This is a genomic window from Neorhizobium petrolearium, assembly GCF_017873175.1.
GTDB lineage: Bacteria > Pseudomonadota > Alphaproteobacteria > Rhizobiales > Rhizobiaceae > Neorhizobium > Neorhizobium petrolearium.
In genome coordinates, this window is sequence record NZ_JAGGJW010000015.1 from 86503 (window position 1) to 103539 (window position 17037).

Sequence of the window (17037 nt, forward strand, 5' to 3'; positions counted from 1 at the left end):
CCCTAACGCCTTTTAGGGTTAATTCCTGGTTAACGCCCCAGGAATGACCGCAATGCAAACAGAAAAGACCTTTTCAGACGGATATTTTTCCAGCAAGCTTCTTGAGACATTGGATCACATAGAATACCGGCGGATCGAAAGCCATGAGGATTTCGAGGATATCGCACGGCTGAGATACAGGGCCTATAAGGCACACAATGTGCTGCCTGTTGCTGTGAGCAGTATGCTCGACGAGATCGATTTCGACAGCCATGCTTATGTCTTCGGCGTCTATTACTACGAAGAGCTCGTCAGTACATTACGTATTCATTATGTAACGCCGGAGCATCGGGTATCCCAGTCGAGCGGCATTTTTCCCGATGCGATCAACGCTTTTCTCGATGCCGGCCTCACGCTCATCGATCCGGCGCGATTCGCCATCGATGCGGAATTCGCCAACGAGCGCTCGACGCTTCCCTATCTCACCGTCAGGCCGACGATCATGGCGGCGATCCATTTCGACGCGGATCGCATGCTGCAGCATATACGCCCTTCGCATGCGGCGTTCTACAGACGCTTCTTCTATGCCGATACCGTCGTTCCGCCGACCATGACAAAGACCTATGGCTTCGAGCTGACCCTGCTTGCATCGCGCACGCGGGAGATAAGGTCGAAACTGATGCGGCGTTTCCCGGCCTTTCAATCCGAAGCCTTCGAGCGGCGGCTGATGTTCGACCGGTCTGCGCGCTTCGAGATGTCGCCGCTCACCATCCTTCCGACGGCCCGGATCGCCGTCAGGCCGGATTCTCCCGAGATGGCCTACGTGACGTGACGAGCGTACGGGAGCGGCGTTTCGTGCCATTGCGCTTTCCAGCCGCTTTGTGTAAGGCCTGACGTGACGTTCATCTTGCTGCTCCAGGCATGATCGAGGACGTTCAAGAGGGTTTTTCCCGCGCGCGAAAACGCTTGACCCCGCGGGTCGCGTGCGGCTGGTGTTCTAAGGAGACGGGACAGATGGACAATCACCATAGCGGGCCGGTGGAAACAGGGGCTTCCATGGACTATTCAGAACATGAGAAGACCTACAACATGTTCATCGCCGGTGCGAAATGGGGCACGATGGTCACCGCCGTCCTGCTGATCGCAATGGCCGCCGGTTTCTTCGGCGGCGTGGGCTTCCTCGGCAGCCTCATCGTCTTCATCGTTCTCAACATCGCCGGCGTCTTCCTGCTGCGCTGATCCTGACCGGCCGGATTTGTCTCTGGCGTAAGGGGGGATGAGATGTCGCGCCCTCCTGCGATATCGACTGGGAGGAAACAGTCTTTGGCGAAGATCGTATTTGTAAGCCGCGAAGGTTCGGAAGAACCGCGCGTATCCGCATCACCCGAGACGGTAAAACGGCTTGTCGGCCTCGGCTTTTCGATGGTCGTCGAGAATGGCGCGGGGCTGGCTTCGGGCATTCCCGACGCAGATTTCGAATCTGCCGGTGCCCGCATCGGGACCGCCGCCGATGCCGGAGCGGCCGATATCCTGCTCAGGGTCAACCGGCCGACGGCAGTGGAGATCGCGTCCTATAAATCGGGCGCGGTCGTATTTGCGGTCATGGATCCTTACGGTAACGAGGCGGCACTCGCCGGCATGGCGAAGGCGGGGCTCACCACCTTCGCCATGGAACTGATGCCGCGCATCACCCGCGCGCAATCCATGGACGTCCTGTCGTCCCAGGCGAACCTTGCCGGCTACCGCGCCGTGATTGACGCCGCGCATGAATACGGCCGGGCCATGCCGATGATGATGACGGCGGCCGGCACGGTTCCTGCCGCCAAGGTCTTCGTGATGGGGGCGGGCGTTGCCGGCTTGCAGGCGATTGCCACCGCAAGGCGCCTTGGCGCCGTCGTCTCCGCGACCGACGTGCGCCCTGCCGCCAAGGAGCAGGTCGCCTCGCTCGGCGGCAAGTTCATCGCTGTCGAGGACGACGAGTTCAAGGCCGCCGAGACCACTGCCGGTTACGCCAAGCCGATGTCGGCGGAATATCAGGCCAAGCAGGCGGCGCTGGTTGCCGACCACATTGCCAAGCAGGACATCGTCATCACCACGGCCCTCATTCCGGGCCGCCCGGCACCGAAGCTCGTCACGCGCGCCATGCTCGCCTCGATGAAGCCGGGCTCGGTGGCGGTCGATCTTGCGGTCGAGCGCGGCGGCAATATCGAGGGGTCCGAAAAGGGCAAGGTCGTCACCGTCGAGGGCGTCACCGTCATCGGTTATGCCAATGTCGCCGGCCGCATCGCCGCATCCGCTTCGGCGCTTTATGCACGCAATCTCTATGCCTTCATCGAGACTATGGTCGACAAGGGCACGAAGGAGTTTTCGATCAATATCGAAGACGAACTCGTCAAGGCGACCATGCTGACGAACGGCGGCGCGGTCGTGCATCCGACCTTCGCGACGGCTGTGCCCGCCGAAGAGCCGGCAGCGGCGCCTGCGCCGAAGAAGGCGGCGCCCAGGAAGGAGAAGGTGGCTTCGGCCAGTGACGCGCCGGCGGAAAAAGCCACGCGCGCGCGCCGTAAACCCGCCAAGGACGATGCCGCGAAGAAGGAGGGGCTTTGATGGCAAATGAAATTATGAACAGGGCGCTGGAAAGCCTCGACAATGCGGTCGCCGCCGTGAAGGCCGCCGCGGAGCAGGCGCCCGAAGTTGCCAATGCGGCCGGTGTAGCCGCTCATGCCGTTTCCGGCGGCGCGATCGATCCTTTCGTCTTCCAACTGGCGATCTTCGTGCTGGCGATCTTCGTCGGCTATTACGTTGTCTGGTCGGTGACACCGGCGCTGCATACGCCGCTGATGGCCGTCACCAACGCGATCTCCTCGGTCATCGTCGTCGGCGCACTGCTTGCGGTCGGCGCCTCGCTCAGCGGTTTCGCCACCGGTTTCGGCTTCGTCGCTCTGGTGCTCGTCTCGGTGAATATCTTCGGCGGCTTCCTAGTGACCAGCCGGATGCTTGCCATGTACAAGAAAAAAGATCGCTGAGGGACGCCTAGACGATGTCGCAGAATCTCGCAGCTTTCCTTTACCTCGTCTCCGGCGTGCTGTTCATCATGGCACTTCGGGGTCTTTCTCACCCCACCACCAGCCGTCAGGGCAATATCTACGGCATGGTCGGCATGGCAATCGCCATCGTCACCACGCTTCTGCTCGCCACGCCGACCTTCGGCGGTTTCATCCTGATCGTGCTGGCGCTCGCTATCGGCGGCGGGGCAGGGGCCTATATCGCCCGCACCATTCCGATGACGGCGATGCCGCAGCTTGTCGCCGGCTTCCATTCGCTGGTCGGTTTCGCCGCTGTCATGGTGGCCGCCGCAGCACTCTATGCGCCGCACTCCTTCGGGATCGGCGAGATCGGCGAAATCCACGGTCAGGCGCTGGTCGAGATGGCGCTGGGTGCCGCGATCGGTGCGATCACCTTCACCGGCTCGGTCATCGCCTTCCTGAAGCTCGACGGGCGCATGTCCGGCAAACCGATCCTGCTGCCCTACCGGCATTTCATCAATATCGGCCTGCTGGTGCTGATCGTCGTCTTCATCGTCGGCCTGGTGCAGACCGAGAGCCATTTCGATTTCTGGCTGGTCGTGGCGCTGGCGCTGGCGCTCGGCGTGCTGCTCATCGTGCCGATCGGCGGCGCCGACATGCCGGTGGTCGTATCGATGCTGAATTCCTATTCCGGCTGGGCGGCCGCCGGCATCGGGTTCACGCTCGGCAACCTGGCGCTGATCATCACCGGCGCGCTGGTCGGTTCGTCCGGCGCGATCCTGTCCTACATCATGTGCAAGGGCATGAACCGCTCCTTCATCTCCGTCATCCTCGGCGGCTTCGGCGGGGAGACCGCTTCGGCCTCCGGCGACGACGGCGTGCAGAGGACCGTCAAGCAGGGGTCGGCCGACGACGCTGCCTTCCTGATGCAGAACGCCGAGAAGGTGATCATCGTGCCGGGCTATGGCATGGCGGTCGCCCAGGCGCAGCATGCGTTGCGTGAGCTTGCCGACACGCTGAAAGAGCACGGCGTCGAGGTGAAATACGCCATCCATCCGGTCGCCGGCCGCATGCCGGGCCATATGAACGTGCTGCTCGCCGAAGCCAACGTGCCCTATGACGAGGTCTTTGAACTGGAAGACATCAATGCTGAGTTCGCGCAAGCCGACGTCGCCTACGTCATCGGCGCCAACGACGTCACCAATCCGGCGGCGCGCGACGACAAGTCCTCGCCGATCTACGGCATGCCGATCCTCGACGTCGACAAGGCCAAGACCTGCCTGTTCGTCAAGCGCTCGCTCGGCTCCGGTTACGCCGGCATCGACAACACGCTGTTTTACAAGGACGGCACGATGATGCTGCTCGGCGACGCCAAGAAGATGACCGAGGATATCGTCAAGGCGATGAAGCACTGACGTGAGTGATTGCTGAATAGTAAGTAGAAAAGCCCGGCGATGCCGGGCTTTTTTGTGGTCGATTGCTCGAAGATTTCGATCTTGATGGCGACGAGGCCAGCGACCAATAGACTCGGCAACGGAGAACCGTCCACGCCTCGAGTGCTATGAAGCGGAGTCTCAGCTCGTCGCGCGGGTGCGGGAAGCGCCGTCAACGGCGGGCTTGTAATTCGGGTCGAGGCGCACGGCGTGCGAATAGGATCTGTAGGCGCGTGACTTGTCGCCCTTGCGTTCGTAGACCAGCGCCTGGTTTGCCCAGGATTCGGCGAGCTTGTCGTTCAGCTCGATCGCGCGGTTGAAGTCGGCGAAGGCGTTGTCGTCGTCATTCAGCGCGACGTAGGAAATGCCGCGTCCGTTATAGGGTTCGGCCGAATTGGGCGAGAGCGAGATCGCCTTGGAAAAATCCTCGATCGCCTGGGCATGCTGACCGCGAAGCTGGTAGATCAGGCCGCGGTTGTGATAGGCGCGGCCGTCGGTCGTATCGAGTTCAATCGCCTTGGAGAAATCGTTGAAGGCTTCGTTGGTGCGGCCTGCCTGACGGTAGATATTGCCCCGGCCGATATAGGCGACATCGTAGCTCGGGTTGATCTGCAGCGCCCGGTTGTAGTCATTGGCGGCGTCCACCGGCTTGCCCATGTTGCGATAGACGAGCGCCCGGTTGGCATAGGCCTGATAGAACTGCGGATTGAGCTGGATGGCGCGATTGAAGTCGTCAAGCGCGCGGGAGAATTCGCCTGCGCGTCCGTACGCCGTGCCGCGGACGTTGTACCCTTCCGGATCGTTCGGATTGGCATTGATGACCGCCGAGAGCGAGGAGATGTTTTCCTGGCTGCCCTGGGCACGGTCAACCGTGATCATGTCGGTGGAGGTCGTCGAGCAGCCGGCAATCGCCAGCATGGCGAACAGCGCGGGGACGAGCGCGGTCTTGCCGCGGAGGGGAGAAACGATAGTTGAAAGGCCGGAAATTTGGGTTCCACGAATCAGAACGGCAGTTTTAGCGGCCATCAGGCGCGTTTCCTCGTATCGGGCAAAGAGCATTTCTTGTTCCCTTGCCTGTCGTTGTCCCAAAACCGGTTCCCGCTTTCGGGGCGACATGCAATTGGTTCAAGACCAAATCAAAAGAGCGGCGGCGCCCTTGTCGCCACCGCCCTGAAAGCACAGGAAAACGTCGAAAAAGCGGCCGATCAACGACCGGTGCGACCGCCGGCGATCAGGCCTTCGCGCTGAGCGCGCTTGCGAGCCAGCTTGCGGACGCGACGAACAGCTTCGGCCTTTTCGCGAGCGCGCTTCTGCGACGGCTTCTCGTAGTAGTCGCGCATTTTCATTTCACGGAAAATGCCTTCGCGCTGCATCTTTTTCTTGAGAGCGCGGAGCGCCTGATCGACATTGTTGTCGCGGACTAGTACCTGCACGTGAATCCCGTTCCTTTGGTTTGGTTGCTCGCCCTCATCGGTACGATTAGAGGACGAAAAATAACGTCCGCCCGGCGTTAACCGTGCGATTGGTGATGCGGCATAGCAGATGAGTCCGTGGAAGTCCATATGCCCCGTTCAAACTCTCGCGAAAATGGATCCGGGTCCTTTTGCCGCGTGTCGAAACAATCGTCTCACGCGTCGCAAAACAGCCATTGCGGCGCATATTGATTTGCGATGGGTATCGCACTACCGAGAATGCCGACCCAAAATCACCGAGCCAACGATCCCAGGAGTCTGGAGGCGAGATGCGCAAATATTCGGTTTTCGCCATAGCCCGCGAGGCGATGCGCGCCCATAAAGGCTGGGAAGCGCAGTGGGCCTCGCCGGAGCCTCGTTCCTCCTATGATGTCGTCATTGTCGGCGCCGGCGGGCACGGCCTTGGTGCTGCCTATTATCTCGCCAAGGAGCACGGCATCACCAATGTCGCGGTGCTCGAGAAGGGATGGCTTGGCGGCGGCAATACCGGCCGCAACACGACGATCATCCGGTCCAACTATCTCTATGAAGAGAGCATGGACATTTACGAGCATTCGCTGAAGCTCTGGGAGAGCTTGAGCCAGGAGCTCAATTACAATGTCATGTATTCGCCGCGCGGCGTGATGATGTTGTCGCACAACACCCACGACATGCAGAGCTTCAAGCGGCACATCAACGCCAACCGGCTCTACGGCATCGACAACGAATGGCTGACGCCGGAACAGGCGAAAGCTCTTGTTCCGGTTCTCGACATCTCCAAGACGGCGCGTTACCCGATCAACGGCGCAGCACTCCAGCGGCGCGGCGGCACCGCCCGCCACGACGCGGTCGCCTGGGGTTATGCCCGCGCGGCCTCCGATCGCGGCGTGCACATCATCCAGAACTGCGAGGTGACCGGCATCCGCCGAGGCGCGAACGGCGAGGTGACGGGTGTTGAAACCACGAGGGGTTTCATCGGCACGAAGAAGATCGGGGTTTCGGCAGCCGGTCACTCCTCCGTCGTCATGGAAATGGCGGGCGTGCGCGTGCCGCTTCATTCCAACCCGCTGCAGGCGCTGGTCTCGGAACCGTTGAAGCCGATCTTCCCCTGTGTCGTGATGTCGAACACGGTGCATGCCTATATCTCGCAGTCCGACAAGGGCGAACTCGTGATCGGCGCCGGCACCGACCAGTACAATTCCTACTCGCAGACCGGTGGATTGCAGATCATCACCCATACGCTCGACGCCATCTGCGAGCTCTTCCCGATCTTCCGGCGGGTGAAGATGATGCGCCAATGGGGCGGCATCACCGACAACACACCGGACCGCTCGCCGATCCAGGGCGTCACGCCGGTGCCCGGCCTCTTCGTCAATTGCGGCTGGGGCACGGGCGGTTTCAAGGCGACGCCGGGCTCGGCGAACCTCTTCGCACATCTGATCGCCAGGGTCGAACCGCACCGTCTGGCGGCGGGACTGACGCTCGACCGGTTCCGCACCGGCCGGCTGATCGACGAGGCGGCGGCGGCCGCTGTCGCACACTGACCTGGGGGAACAGACCAGATGCTTTTGATCCATTGCCCCTATTGCGAGGAAGATCGCTCAGAGCTCGAATTCCGCTGGGCCGGGGAGGCGCATATCGCCCGTCCGGAAAATATCGCGGCGATCTCCGACGAGGAATTCGCGGAGTATTTCTTCCTGCGCAACAATGAAAAGGGCCTCACCTACGAGCGCTGGCGGCATATCCATGGCTGCGGCCGTTTCTTCAACGCGGCCCGCGACACGGTGAGCGACAGGTTCCTGATGACCTACAAGGCGGGCCTGCCGAAGCAGGCTCTGCCGGAAACCGGCGCCAGCGAGAAGACCGTCGAAACCTATGAAGCGACGGAAGGAGACGCTAGATGAGCGGTTCTCCGGATAATCTCGGTGCCTTCCGCATCAAGGGTGCCGGCCGCCTGACGCCGGCGCGCACGGCGCGCTTCACCTTCGACGGCAGGAGCTACACGGCGATGGAAGGTGACACGGTCGCCTCGGCGCTCCTGGCGCATGGCGTGCATCTCGTCGGCCGTTCATTCAAGTATCACCGGCCGCGCGGCATCCTTTCCGCCGGGGCGGAAGAGCCGAACGCGCTCATCGACGTTGCGCGCGACGCTGCCCGCCGCCAGCCGAACGTGCGCGCCACCGTGCAGGAAGTGTTCGACGGTGCGAAGATTGCTTCGCAGAACCGCTGGCCGACGCTTAAGTTCGATGTCAGCGCCTTCAACGATCTGCTGTCGCCTTTCTTCGCGGCGGGGTTCTATTACAAGACTTTCATGTGGCCGAAAGAGGCCTGGGCGAAGCTCTACGAACCCTTCATCCGCCGCGCCGCCGGCCTCGGTGTCGCGCCGACGGAAGAGGATCCCGATCACTACGCCAGCCGCTATGCCCATTGCGACGTGCTGGTTGCCGGCGCAGGCGTTGCCGGCCTGACGGCGGCGCTTTCGGCCGCCTCGACCGGCGCTTCCGTCATCCTCGTGGACGAACAGCCGGAAGTCGGCGGCGCGCTGCATTTCGATGCGGCGGCGACGATCGACGGGAAGAACGGCTATGACTGGGCGCAAGGCCTCGCCGCGAAGCTCAAGGCCATGCCGAACGTCACGGTGCTGACCCGCACGACCGTTTTCGGGTATTACAACCATGGCTTCCTGGGGCTGGTGGAGCGGGTGAGCGATCATCTGGCAAGGCCCGGCAGAGACCTGCCGCGCGAGCGGTTGTGGCAGGTCAGGGCAAAGCGCGTCATCCTGGCGACCGGTTCGATCGAGCGGCACATGGTTTTCGCCAACAACGACCGGCCGGGCATCATGCTGGCCTCTGCGGCGCGGACCTTCCTCAACCATCACGGCGTCGCGGTCGGGAAGAATGTCGGCGTCTACACCGCGCATGACTCGGCTTACGAGGCGGCCTTCGACCTGAAACGGGCCGGTGTGGCGATCGCTGCGATCATCGACAGCCGCAGCCATCTGGGCGATGCGGTTCTGGCGGAAGCGCGCTCGCTCGGCATCGACGTCCTCACCGGTCATTCAGTCATCAATACGTCGGGACGCTTACGCATTTCCTCGATGACGGTTGCCCGCAATGGTGGGTCGAATGCCCGCAAGATCCCGGTCGATGCGCTGATCGTCTCGGCGGGCTGGACACCATCGGTGCATCTCTTTTCGCAGTCGCGCGGCAAGCTGCGTTTCGATGAGCAGAACCAACGCTTCCTGCCGGATATCTACGCGCAGGATTGCGTTTCGATCGGCGCCTGCAACGGCACGGACGACCTTTCCGACCTGATCGACGAGGCGATCGCCGCCGGCGGCGGTTCGCTTGCGCTTTCCGGCGAGAACCGGTTCGAATGGACCGGCGGCATGATCGGCGCGGCGGAAGGTGCGGGGCCGGAGACGGTTGTGAAGGCCTTCATCGATTTCCAGCACGATGTGACCGCCAAGGACATCCGCCTTGCGGTGCGCGAGGGCATGCATTCGATCGAGCATATCAAGCGTTTCACGACCAACGGCATGGCGTCCGACCAGGGCAAGCTTTCCAACATGCACGGGCTGGCGATCGCCGCGGAAATGCTCGGACGGCCGATCCCGAAGGTAGGGCTCACCACCTTCCGCGCGCCCTATACTCCGGTCACCTACGGTACGCTGGTCGCCCATTCGCGCGGGTTACTCTTCGATCCGGCCCGCAGGACGCCGATGCATGATCTCGAGGCGGCAGAAGGCGCGGAATTCGAGGATGTCGGCAACTGGAAGCGCGCCTGGTATTTCCCGAAGCGCGGCGAGGACATGGCGGCAGCCGTCAACCGCGAATGCCGGACGGTGCGCGCAGTAGCGGGCGTGTTCGACGCCTCGACGCTCGGCAAGATCGAGGTGGTCGGGCCGGACGCGGCTCAATTCCTCAACCTCCTCTATACGAATGCGTGGGATACGCTGAAACCCGGCAAATGCCGCTACGGCATCATGACCCGCGAGGACGGCTTCATCTATGACGACGGCGTCGTGGGAAGGCTCGCGGAAGACCGTTTCCACGTGACGACCACGACCGGCGGGGCGCCGCGCGTGCTTCACCACTTGGAGGATTATCTCCAGACCGAATTCCCGCATCTGAAAGTCTGGCTGACCTCGACCACCGAGCAATGGGCGGTGATCGCCGTGCAGGGGCCGAAGGCGCGCGAGATCATCCAGCCCTTTGTCGAGGGCCTCGACCTCTCCAACGAGGCCTTCCCGCATATGAGTGTGGCGGAATGCTCGGTCATGGGCGTGTCGGCAAGGCTCTTCCGCGTCTCGTTTACCGGTGAACTCGGTTACGAAATCAACGTGCCGGCCGATTACGGCCCGGCCGTCTGGAAGGCGATATGGGAACAGGCGGAAGGCATGGGTGCCTGCCTCTACGGCACTGAGACCATGCACGTGCTGCGCGCCGAGAAGGGCTATATCATCGTCGGCCAGGATACCGACGGCACGGTGACGCCGGATGATGCGGGCCTCGACTGGGCGGTTTCGAAGAAGAAGACGGATTTCGTCGGCATCCGTGGCCTGAAGCGTCCCGACCTCGTCCGCGAGGGTCGCAAGCAGCTTGTCGGGCTCCTGACGAAGGACCCAGCGGAGGTACTGGAAGAAGGCGGCCAGATCGTCGCCGATCCGAACCAGCCGAAGCCGATGACCATGCTGGGGCATGTCACCTCATCCTACTGGTCGGAAAACTGCGGCCGTTCGATCGCGCTGGCGCTGGTTGCCGGCGGAAGAGCTCGCATGGGCGAAACGCTCTACGTGCCGATGAAGGACAGGACGATCGAAGTGGAAGTGACCGACATGGTGTTCTTCGACAAGCAAGGAGGCCGCATCCATGGTTGATCCAGTAATTCGTAGTCTGCCCCTTTCCGGCAGTTACGGAGGCTCCTCCGCCGTCCGGCTGGAGGCCGCGCCCCCGGCAGAACGCCTCTCGCTGCGCGCGAGACCCGAGGACGTGGCGGCGCTGTCGGGAGCCCTTGGCCTCGACCTGCCGGTAAAGCCGAAGACATCCGCTTCCGCCAACGGCCGCATGGCGCTATGGCTCGGGCCGGACGAGTGGCTGGTGATCGGCGAAGAAGGCGCCGGGCTCATGCAGGAGGCGACGAATTCCGGCGTGACGCATTCGGCGGTGGATATTTCCCACCGCAACACGGCGATCCTGGTTTCCGGTCCCGGCGCTGCTGCGGCGATCAATACCGGCTGCCCGCAGGATCTTTCGCTTGCCGTCTTTCCGGTCGGCGCCTGCTCGCGCACTGTCTTCGGCAAGGTCGAGATCGTGCTTTTGAGGACTGCCGTGGATGCCTTCCGCGTCGAAATCTGGCGGTCCTTCTCGGACTATGCCTTCGGACTGCTGTCTGAAGGCGCGCGGGACGCAGCGTTTTAGGCTGGACGGATCCTTGCCGGTGAGGCAGGATTCGTTGGCTGCGCGCCTCCGCAACTATACTTAGGTATGCCGGCTGTCATCCGCTCATATAATCCGATTGATACTCCAGGAATGTAGAATGACGAGCTTCCGGCCTGCATATTTCATCCGTGAAGTTCGAAGTGCGTAGGGCTGAAATCGGCCTCAGAAGTCTCTGAAGAATTTGCTTAAGGCAAAGAGAGGCTTGTTGCCTGTGACTGCAATTTTGTCTCCGGAACCGCAGAAGTTTTGAGCTTCAGTACGCATGCCCTATCCGCACCCCTGGTCGGGCATTCCCGCCGAGTATCATTGGAGAAACGCAAATGCTGATGAACAGACGTACCTTTTCGTCCGCCCTGGTGGCAGGCGCAGCCGCTTCGCTCATCGCCAGCCGCGGCATGGCCGCTCCTTCCGCGCCGGTGAAGGCGCGCAATGTCGTGCTTGTGCACGGGCTGTTTGCCGACGGATCATGTTGGTCCGAGGTGATCGGCCGATTGCAGGCAGCCGGCCTCAATGCGACGAGCGTGCAGAATCCTCTGACGACATTGCCCGAAGCGGTCGCTTCCGCCGAACGCGTACTGGCGCGACAGGACGGTCCCACGGTCCTGGTCGGACATTCCTTTTCCGGGATGATCGTTACCGAAGCCGGCATGCACCCCAACGTTTCGTCGCTCGTGTACGTGGCCGCGCGCGCGCCAGATGCGGGCGAGGACTATACGGCACTGGCCAAGACATTTCCAACACCGCCCGCCACGGCCGGCATCGTCTTCGACGGCGATGAGGGACGTCTGAGCGAAGCCGCGTTCCTGCGCGATTTCGCGGGCGACCTGCCGGAAGCGAAGGCGAAGGTGCTCTATGCGGTTCAGCAGCCGTTCCACAAGGCCTTGCTCACGGGCAAGACCATGCAGGCAGCCTGGCGTTCGAAACCGAGCTTCTATGCCGTTTCGACGGAAGACCGGACGATCAATCCGGACCTCGAACGGTTCATGGCCAAGCGCATGGGCGCCAGGACTATCGAGTTGAAGGCCAGTCATCTGTCACTGATCTCCCACCCGCAGGAGATCACCCGGCTCGTCCTGGAAGCGGCAGGGCATCAGGCATAGGGCGCATCCGGGTCCTGACCCGGGCGTTCCGACGGTTCACCACCCCCGCCACTTCACCCAGCGGCCATGGGGATCGGTGCGGCCGAGTTCGCGGCGTTCGCCGGTCGGCCAGATCTGCAGGCTGAGCGTCACACCGTCCGGATTGTCGTCCGCCTCGATCTGAAGGCGGGCGAGGGGAGCGCCTTCGGTGGCGCGGCTGCCGGCTTCCGCGATGATCGCCTCGCCTCGCGCGCGGGCATCCGGCGGCAGGTATTGCCAGGCGATCGAATGGTAGACGACATGTACGGCGCCGGGCACAAGGTTCGCGAGCCGTTTTTCCTTCAGCCAGGCGAGCGCGTCGCCCTTTTCGACCAGGACATGGTTGATACGGGCGACTTCGATCGCTGCACGGGTACGCTCCACCCGGTCGGGCTGGTCGGCCCAGAGATAGGAGAGGAGCCGCAGACTGTCTTCCGGCGCGTTCGGGTCGAGCGGGTTCAGGTCGCAGCCGGCGCGGTCCTGCACGACGATCTCCGCTCGCGGCGGTGGGCCGCCCAGCCAATCGGGCTTGAGCTTGACGGGCGAAGACGGATCGCCCCACAGGAAGCCGCCGAGATCGTGATGATAGCGATCCCAGTTGAGGTTGAGGCCCATGCTGGCGCCGAATTCCGAAAGAACCAGGGGCTTCCCGAAAAGGTCGGCGATGGTGAGGAAGCCGGCGAGCAGTGCGCTCGACCGGCGCACCTCGTTCGTTTGCGGCGCGAAACGCAGGCGTTCGAGGATGAAGTTCTCGTGTTCGCGAAAGGCGTGGATGATGCCGCTCCAGAGCGCGTCGTCGCCGACCTCATTGGGCGGATAGACGGCCTTCAGCGCCTCGTCCCTGCCGTCGATGACGAGCGCATGCAGCGCGCCGGCAAGCCGGGTGGGCAGCAGGTCGCCACGGGTGCCGGGGTCGCCTTCCCAGGCCAGCACCCTCCTGCCGACCGCTGTGGAGCCGTCGAGGCGTTCCACCATCAGCGCGCCTAGGCGAGCGGTAAAAGGGGAATCCAGCGTCTGACCGGCTATGATCTGTTCGCGGAAGGCCTGCCTGATCTCAGCTTCGGACGCCATGCTCACACGCCCTCCGGCCGGTCCTTGGGGTCGAACTGGACGATGGTGATCCAGTTGGCCGTCAGCGCCGGCTTCTTTTCGTTCTCGATTTCGACCGTCACCTCGTAGGTGGTCATCAGCATGCCGGCGCCACGAAAACGGCAGTCGGAGAGCACGAAACGGCCACGGACGCGGCTACCGGTCTTTACCGGCGACATGAAGCGGATGCGATCGAAACCATAGTTGAGGCCCATGGTCTGTTCGCGAATCTTCGGTACACCGCCGAAGTTCATTGCCGACAGAAGCGAGAGCGTGAGGAAACCGTGGGCGATCGTTCCGCCGAACGGACTTTCGGCAGCGGCGCGCTCTGGATCGACATGGATGAACTGATGGTCGTGCGTCGCATCGGCAAACAGGTTGATCATCGTCTGATCGACCAGAATCCAGTCGGATATGCCGAGTTCCTGGCCGACAAGCCCCGGCACTTCCACGAGCGAAATTTCACGCATGCGACCTCACTGATTGCTTCCAGAAAGCTTGACGCAATTCCGGGCGAAAAACCGCTTCACTTCATCTCCGGGGACTGCGCTGACGGCGGGCGGACTTTACAGAGTTTGGAGCGATTGGCGAATTATTTCTGCACCGCATCATTCCTCGATGCAGAAGCGGACGGAGCGGGCGGGAAGCATCTGGTTCCAGAGCTCGCGGGAGGGGAAATGCCGCCAGTTCCAGCCGGGCAGAGCAAAGGTCGCCGGCTCCGGTCCGCGGTTGAAGAGGACGGCAAGCCGGGTCTGCCTCCGGGTCTCGTGATCGAGCGTCGTCAGCACCATGCCGAGCAGGGAATTGCCTGGGTCCTCCCAATCGCCGACTTCCATAGGCCTGCCTTCCGCTGAGAGCCATTGGACATCGCCGTTGCCGTTCAGGAAGCCGGTTTCGGAAAAGGTCGCAAAGCGTTTGCGGAGCGCAGCGAGCGCGGCGGTATGCTCCACGAGCCCGTCGTCTATCCTCGACCAGTCGAACCAGGTGATCGCGTTGTCCTGGCAGTAAGCGTTGTTGTTGCCGCGCTGGCTGCGGCCGGCCTCGTCGCCCATGGTGAGCATGACGAAGCCGCGGCTTGCGAAGAGGGTCGAAAGCAGGGCGGACACATCGCGGCGGCGTTTTTCGAGCACGGCGGGATCGTCCGTTTCGCCTTCGACGCCGTTGTTCCAGGAGAAATTGTCGTTGTGGCCGTCCCGGTTTTCCTCGCCGTTCGCCTCGTTGTGCTTGTTCTCGTGCGAGACGAGATCCATCAGGGTGAAGCCATCATGGGCGGCGAGGAAATTGACCGTGCGGGTGGAATGGCGGCCGTGGCGGGCGAAAATGTCGGAGGAGCCGGCGAGCCTTGTCGCGAGTGCGCCGGTCGTCCAGCGGTCGCCACGCCAAAAGCGGCGGATGTCGTCGCGGGCGCGGTCATTCCATTCGAGGAAGGGTTCGGGGAAATTGCCGAGCTGGTAGCCGCCAGGGCCGATATCCCAGGGCTCGGCGATCAGCACGCGATCCTTCAGCGCCTCATCGGAGATCATCGCCTTGAGCGTCGCGCCCTCCGCATCAAAGCCGCTGGCCGTGCGGCCGATTACGGGCGCGAGGTCGAACCGGAAGCCATCGACGCCGGCATGCAGGACGAAATGCCGGAGTGTGTCGATGATGAGCCGGCGGACATGGGGATGGTCGCAGGCGACCGTGTTGCCGGTGCCGGTGTCGTTGACGAGGTGCCCCGGCTCGCCGGGCACATGGCGATAATAGGACAGGTTGTCGAGGCCGCGCATGGAGAGCGTCGCGCCATGGCGATCGCTCTCACCGGTATGGTTGAAGACGAGATCGAGGATGACACCGATGCCCGCCTGATGAAGCGCGGTGACCGTCTCGCGCAGTTCCCTCATCCCGCCGGGGCAGAGCCGCGGGTCGAGCGCCATGAAGGCGATCGGGTTGTAGCCCCAGGCGTTGGAGAGACCGAAGCGGGGCAAATGGCGTTCGTCGATCCAGGCGGTGATCGGCATCAGCTCGACCGCATCGACGCCAAGCTTCTTCAAATGGGAGATGATCGAAGGGTGGGCGAGTGCGGCGACCGTACCGCGCTGTTTCTCCGGAACCGTCGGATGCAGGATGGTGAAGGACTTGACCGCGACCTCGTAGATGAAACCGCCCGGCGGCAGGAGCGGCGTGCCGATCTTGGCTAGCGGATCGCGGGTGACGATCGCTTTCGGGACGAGGTCAGCGGTGTCGACGCCGAACAGGGAGAGTTTTGCATCGTGCCGGAACAGCCGGTCGATTTCGCGGGCATAGGGATCAACAAGAAGCTTGGATGGATCGAACCAGAAGCCTTTGTCTGGATCATAGGCGCCCCAGGCGCGATAGCCGTAGCGCTGTCCGCCCATCACTCCGCGCACCGAGATCTGATGGATATCATCGCGGCCGCGTACGAGCCGGTGGCGGGAGGTTTCCCGTCTCCCCTCTGCATCGAAGAGACAGAGTTCGATCCGCGACGCGTGATGCGACCGGATCGCGAAATCACAACCGTTCGCGGTCAGCGTTGCTCCGAGCGGTGAAAGAGCCATACGGTCGTCCAGTCCCAGTTGCGCCCGTCCTGTTGAGCCATGCGAGGCCGGCCGGAGGATCATCCAGCGAAAGCCGCCGGATCACGTCTGACCAGCATCCCTTCTGATGGTGAATTCATCGTGAAGAAGCACCTGCCGCCGACTATCACCGAAAAGCCGTCTGCGCCCTAATTTGCATTCGACGGCCGATTTCCCTAGTCTTGGGACCGGTCGAAGGAAAAAAGGCCGTTTCGCCGGCCGTATTCAGTTACCCGTATGCGGTCACCTTCAAACCTTAAGCAAGGAGGGCCAGACAGATGACGCAAGCCAAAAGCGGCGACACAGTCCGGATTCACTATATCGGAAAATTCACCGACGGCACCGAGTTCGACTCGTCGACGGGCCAGCCTCCGCTGGAGTTCGTGGTCGGTGCCGGTCAGATCCTTTCGGGGCTCGACAAGGAGATCGACGGCATGGAACTCGGTAGCCATCAGACGGTGACCGTGCCGGCTGAAGAGGCCTACGGAGCGCATGATCCAGCAAAGGTCCACGCGCTTCCCCGTTCGGCCGTGCCGTCGGATATCGACCTGAAGCCGGGCCTGCAACTGCAGAGCAGAACGCCGGACGGGAACACGATCCCGCTCGTCGTCACCGAAATCGACGAGCAGGTCGTGACCGTCGACGCCAACCATCCCTTCGCCGGCAAAGACCTGGTCTTCGACGTCGAACTGGTGGAAATCGTCAGGGCGGCTTGAGGGTCCTGTAGCGGATCACCCCCCTCTGCCCTGCCGGGCTGCCGGGGTCGAGCCACGCGTCTCGACCCACTCTTCGAGACCCCCACAAGAGGGGAGATCACAAGCGGCTTAGTCTTCCCGCTACATTGGCGTTTTGCAGAGTTGCTAGGCGGTTTGTTTGGGGAAGCCGGTGCGTCCATCCGATCCCCCCCCGTGTGGCGGAGATGGCCGG

Annotated in this window: 16 protein-coding genes; 11 read left to right on the forward strand and 5 right to left on the reverse strand. The window is 62.6% G+C overall.

From position 1 onward, the window contains the following. The first annotated feature begins 52 nt into the window (after positions 1 to 52). From J2046_RS25710 to J2046_RS25730, 5 genes are all read left to right on the forward strand, one after another. Complete coding sequence (locus tag J2046_RS25710; protein WP_210056693.1) at positions 53 to 811, forward strand: N-acyl amino acid synthase FeeM domain-containing protein; 759 nt, start codon at positions 53 to 55, stop codon at positions 809 to 811. A 182-nt stretch (positions 812 to 993) separates the two neighbouring features. Continuing rightward, on the forward strand, positions 994 to 1218 hold the full coding sequence (locus J2046_RS25715) for an aa3-type cytochrome c oxidase subunit IV (RefSeq protein WP_037155824.1): 225 nt from the start codon (positions 994 to 996) through the stop codon (positions 1216 to 1218). 84 nt (positions 1219 to 1302) lie between these two features. Beyond that, a complete protein-coding gene (locus J2046_RS25720; protein WP_210056694.1) occupies positions 1303 to 2586 on the forward strand; it encodes a Re/Si-specific NAD(P)(+) transhydrogenase subunit alpha in 1284 nt (427 codons plus the stop codon). Next, on the forward strand, positions 2586 to 3005 hold the full coding sequence (locus tag J2046_RS25725) for an NAD(P) transhydrogenase subunit alpha part 2 (RefSeq protein WP_210056695.1): 420 nt from the start codon (positions 2586 to 2588) through the stop codon (positions 3003 to 3005). Before J2046_RS25720 ends, J2046_RS25725 begins: the two co-directional genes overlap by 1 nt. 14 nt (positions 3006 to 3019) lie before the next feature. Next, the gene (locus J2046_RS25730) at positions 3020 to 4420 is read left to right on the forward strand and encodes an NAD(P)(+) transhydrogenase (Re/Si-specific) subunit beta (protein ID WP_210056696.1); all 1401 of its coding nucleotides are present in this window, start codon (positions 3020 to 3022) and stop codon (positions 4418 to 4420) included. 159 nt (positions 4421 to 4579) lie between these two features. Here the strand turns inward: J2046_RS25730 and J2046_RS25735 are convergent, their stop codons facing one another. Beyond that, on the reverse strand, positions 4580 to 5356 hold the full coding sequence (locus J2046_RS25735) for a tetratricopeptide repeat protein (protein WP_233470299.1): 777 nt from the start codon (positions 5354 to 5356) through the stop codon (positions 4580 to 4582). A 287-nt stretch (positions 5357 to 5643) separates the two neighbouring features. Continuing rightward, positions 5644 to 5871 carry a 30S ribosomal protein S21 gene (gene rpsU / locus J2046_RS25740; RefSeq protein ID WP_037155834.1) on the reverse strand — a complete coding sequence of 76 codons (228 nt, stop codon included), beginning with the start codon at positions 5869 to 5871 and terminating at the stop codon, positions 5644 to 5646. 308 nt (positions 5872 to 6179) lie between these two features. Here rpsU and J2046_RS25745 point away from each other — a divergent pair, with 308 nt between their 5' ends. The 5 genes from J2046_RS25745 (at position 6180) to J2046_RS25765 (ending at position 12430) form a co-directional block, all read left to right on the forward strand. After that, positions 6180 to 7433: a sarcosine oxidase subunit beta family protein gene (locus J2046_RS25745; RefSeq protein WP_210056698.1), complete on the forward strand. Its 1254-nt coding sequence runs from the start codon at positions 6180 to 6182 to the stop codon at positions 7431 to 7433. Positions 7434 to 7451: 18 nt separating this feature from the next. After that, positions 7452 to 7793, forward strand: a complete 342-nt coding sequence (locus tag J2046_RS25750; RefSeq protein WP_210056700.1) for a sarcosine oxidase subunit delta — start codon at positions 7452 to 7454, stop codon at positions 7791 to 7793. Beyond that, on the forward strand, positions 7790 to 10768 hold the full coding sequence (locus J2046_RS25755; RefSeq protein WP_210056702.1) for a sarcosine oxidase subunit alpha: 2979 nt from the start codon (positions 7790 to 7792) through the stop codon (positions 10766 to 10768). Before J2046_RS25750 ends, J2046_RS25755 begins: the two co-directional genes overlap by 4 nt. Next, positions 10761 to 11309, forward strand: coding sequence for a sarcosine oxidase subunit gamma (locus J2046_RS25760; protein ID WP_210056703.1), 549 nt, complete (start codon positions 10761 to 10763; stop codon positions 11307 to 11309). The genes J2046_RS25755 and J2046_RS25760 overlap by 8 nt, the downstream gene beginning before the upstream one ends. Before the next feature lie 341 nt (positions 11310 to 11650). After that, the gene (locus J2046_RS25765) at positions 11651 to 12430 is read left to right on the forward strand and encodes an alpha/beta fold hydrolase (protein WP_210056705.1); all 780 of its coding nucleotides are present in this window, start codon (positions 11651 to 11653) and stop codon (positions 12428 to 12430) included. Positions 12431 to 12466: 36 nt separating this feature from the next. On the opposite strand, the gene J2046_RS25770 is transcribed toward J2046_RS25765, so the two are convergent. The 3 genes from J2046_RS25770 to glgX form a co-directional block, all read right to left on the reverse strand. Then, positions 12467 to 13519, reverse strand: coding sequence for a DUF2332 domain-containing protein (locus J2046_RS25770; RefSeq protein ID WP_210056707.1), 1053 nt, complete (start codon positions 13517 to 13519; stop codon positions 12467 to 12469). 2 nt (positions 13520 to 13521) lie between these two features. Continuing rightward, positions 13522 to 14007, reverse strand: coding sequence for a MaoC family dehydratase (locus tag J2046_RS25775; RefSeq protein WP_210056709.1), 486 nt, complete (start codon positions 14005 to 14007; stop codon positions 13522 to 13524). A gap of 138 nt (positions 14008 to 14145) precedes the next feature. Beyond that, entirely contained in the window at positions 14146 to 16092 is a 1947-nt protein-coding gene (gene glgX / locus J2046_RS25780) for a glycogen debranching protein GlgX (protein WP_210056710.1), read from the reverse strand. Positions 16093 to 16388: 296 nt separating this feature from the next. Between glgX and J2046_RS25785 the strand changes: the two genes are divergently transcribed. Beyond that, positions 16389 to 16826 (forward strand): FKBP-type peptidyl-prolyl cis-trans isomerase, encoded by a 438-nt coding sequence (locus J2046_RS25785; protein WP_210056711.1) that lies wholly within the window; start codon positions 16389 to 16391, stop codon positions 16824 to 16826. The last annotated feature ends 211 nt before the right edge of the window (positions 16827 to 17037 follow it).

What these genes read in the sequence shown, in the direction of transcription:
- J2046_RS25765 (WP_210056705.1), top strand. Translation starts at nt 11,651, where the DNA reads ATGCTGATGAACAGACGTACCTTTTCGTCCGCCCTGGTGGCAGGCGCA.
- J2046_RS25710 (WP_210056693.1), top strand. Translation starts at nt 53, where the DNA reads ATGCAAACAGAAAAGACCTTTTCAGACGGATATTTTTCCAGCAAGCTT.
- J2046_RS25775 (WP_210056709.1), bottom strand. Translation starts at nt 14,007, where the DNA reads ATGCGTGAAATTTCGCTCGTGGAAGTGCCGGGGCTTGTCGGCCAGGAA.
- glgX (WP_210056710.1), bottom strand. Translation starts at nt 16,092, where the DNA reads ATGGCTCTTTCACCGCTCGGAGCAACGCTGACCGCGAACGGTTGTGAT.
- J2046_RS25715 (WP_037155824.1), top strand. Translation starts at nt 994, where the DNA reads ATGGACAATCACCATAGCGGGCCGGTGGAAACAGGGGCTTCCATGGAC.
- J2046_RS25730 (WP_210056696.1), top strand. Translation starts at nt 3,020, where the DNA reads ATGTCGCAGAATCTCGCAGCTTTCCTTTACCTCGTCTCCGGCGTGCTG.
- J2046_RS25760 (WP_210056703.1), top strand. Translation starts at nt 10,761, where the DNA reads ATGGTTGATCCAGTAATTCGTAGTCTGCCCCTTTCCGGCAGTTACGGA.
- J2046_RS25755 (WP_210056702.1), top strand. Translation starts at nt 7,790, where the DNA reads ATGAGCGGTTCTCCGGATAATCTCGGTGCCTTCCGCATCAAGGGTGCC.
- J2046_RS25735 (WP_233470299.1), bottom strand. Translation starts at nt 5,356, where the DNA reads ATGCTGGCGATTGCCGGCTGCTCGACGACCTCCACCGACATGATCACG.
- J2046_RS25770 (WP_210056707.1), bottom strand. Translation starts at nt 13,519, where the DNA reads ATGGCGTCCGAAGCTGAGATCAGGCAGGCCTTCCGCGAACAGATCATA.
- J2046_RS25745 (WP_210056698.1), top strand. Translation starts at nt 6,180, where the DNA reads ATGCGCAAATATTCGGTTTTCGCCATAGCCCGCGAGGCGATGCGCGCC.
- J2046_RS25725 (WP_210056695.1), top strand. Translation starts at nt 2,586, where the DNA reads ATGGCAAATGAAATTATGAACAGGGCGCTGGAAAGCCTCGACAATGCG.
- J2046_RS25750 (WP_210056700.1), top strand. Translation starts at nt 7,452, where the DNA reads ATGCTTTTGATCCATTGCCCCTATTGCGAGGAAGATCGCTCAGAGCTC.
- J2046_RS25785 (WP_210056711.1), top strand. Translation starts at nt 16,389, where the DNA reads ATGACGCAAGCCAAAAGCGGCGACACAGTCCGGATTCACTATATCGGA.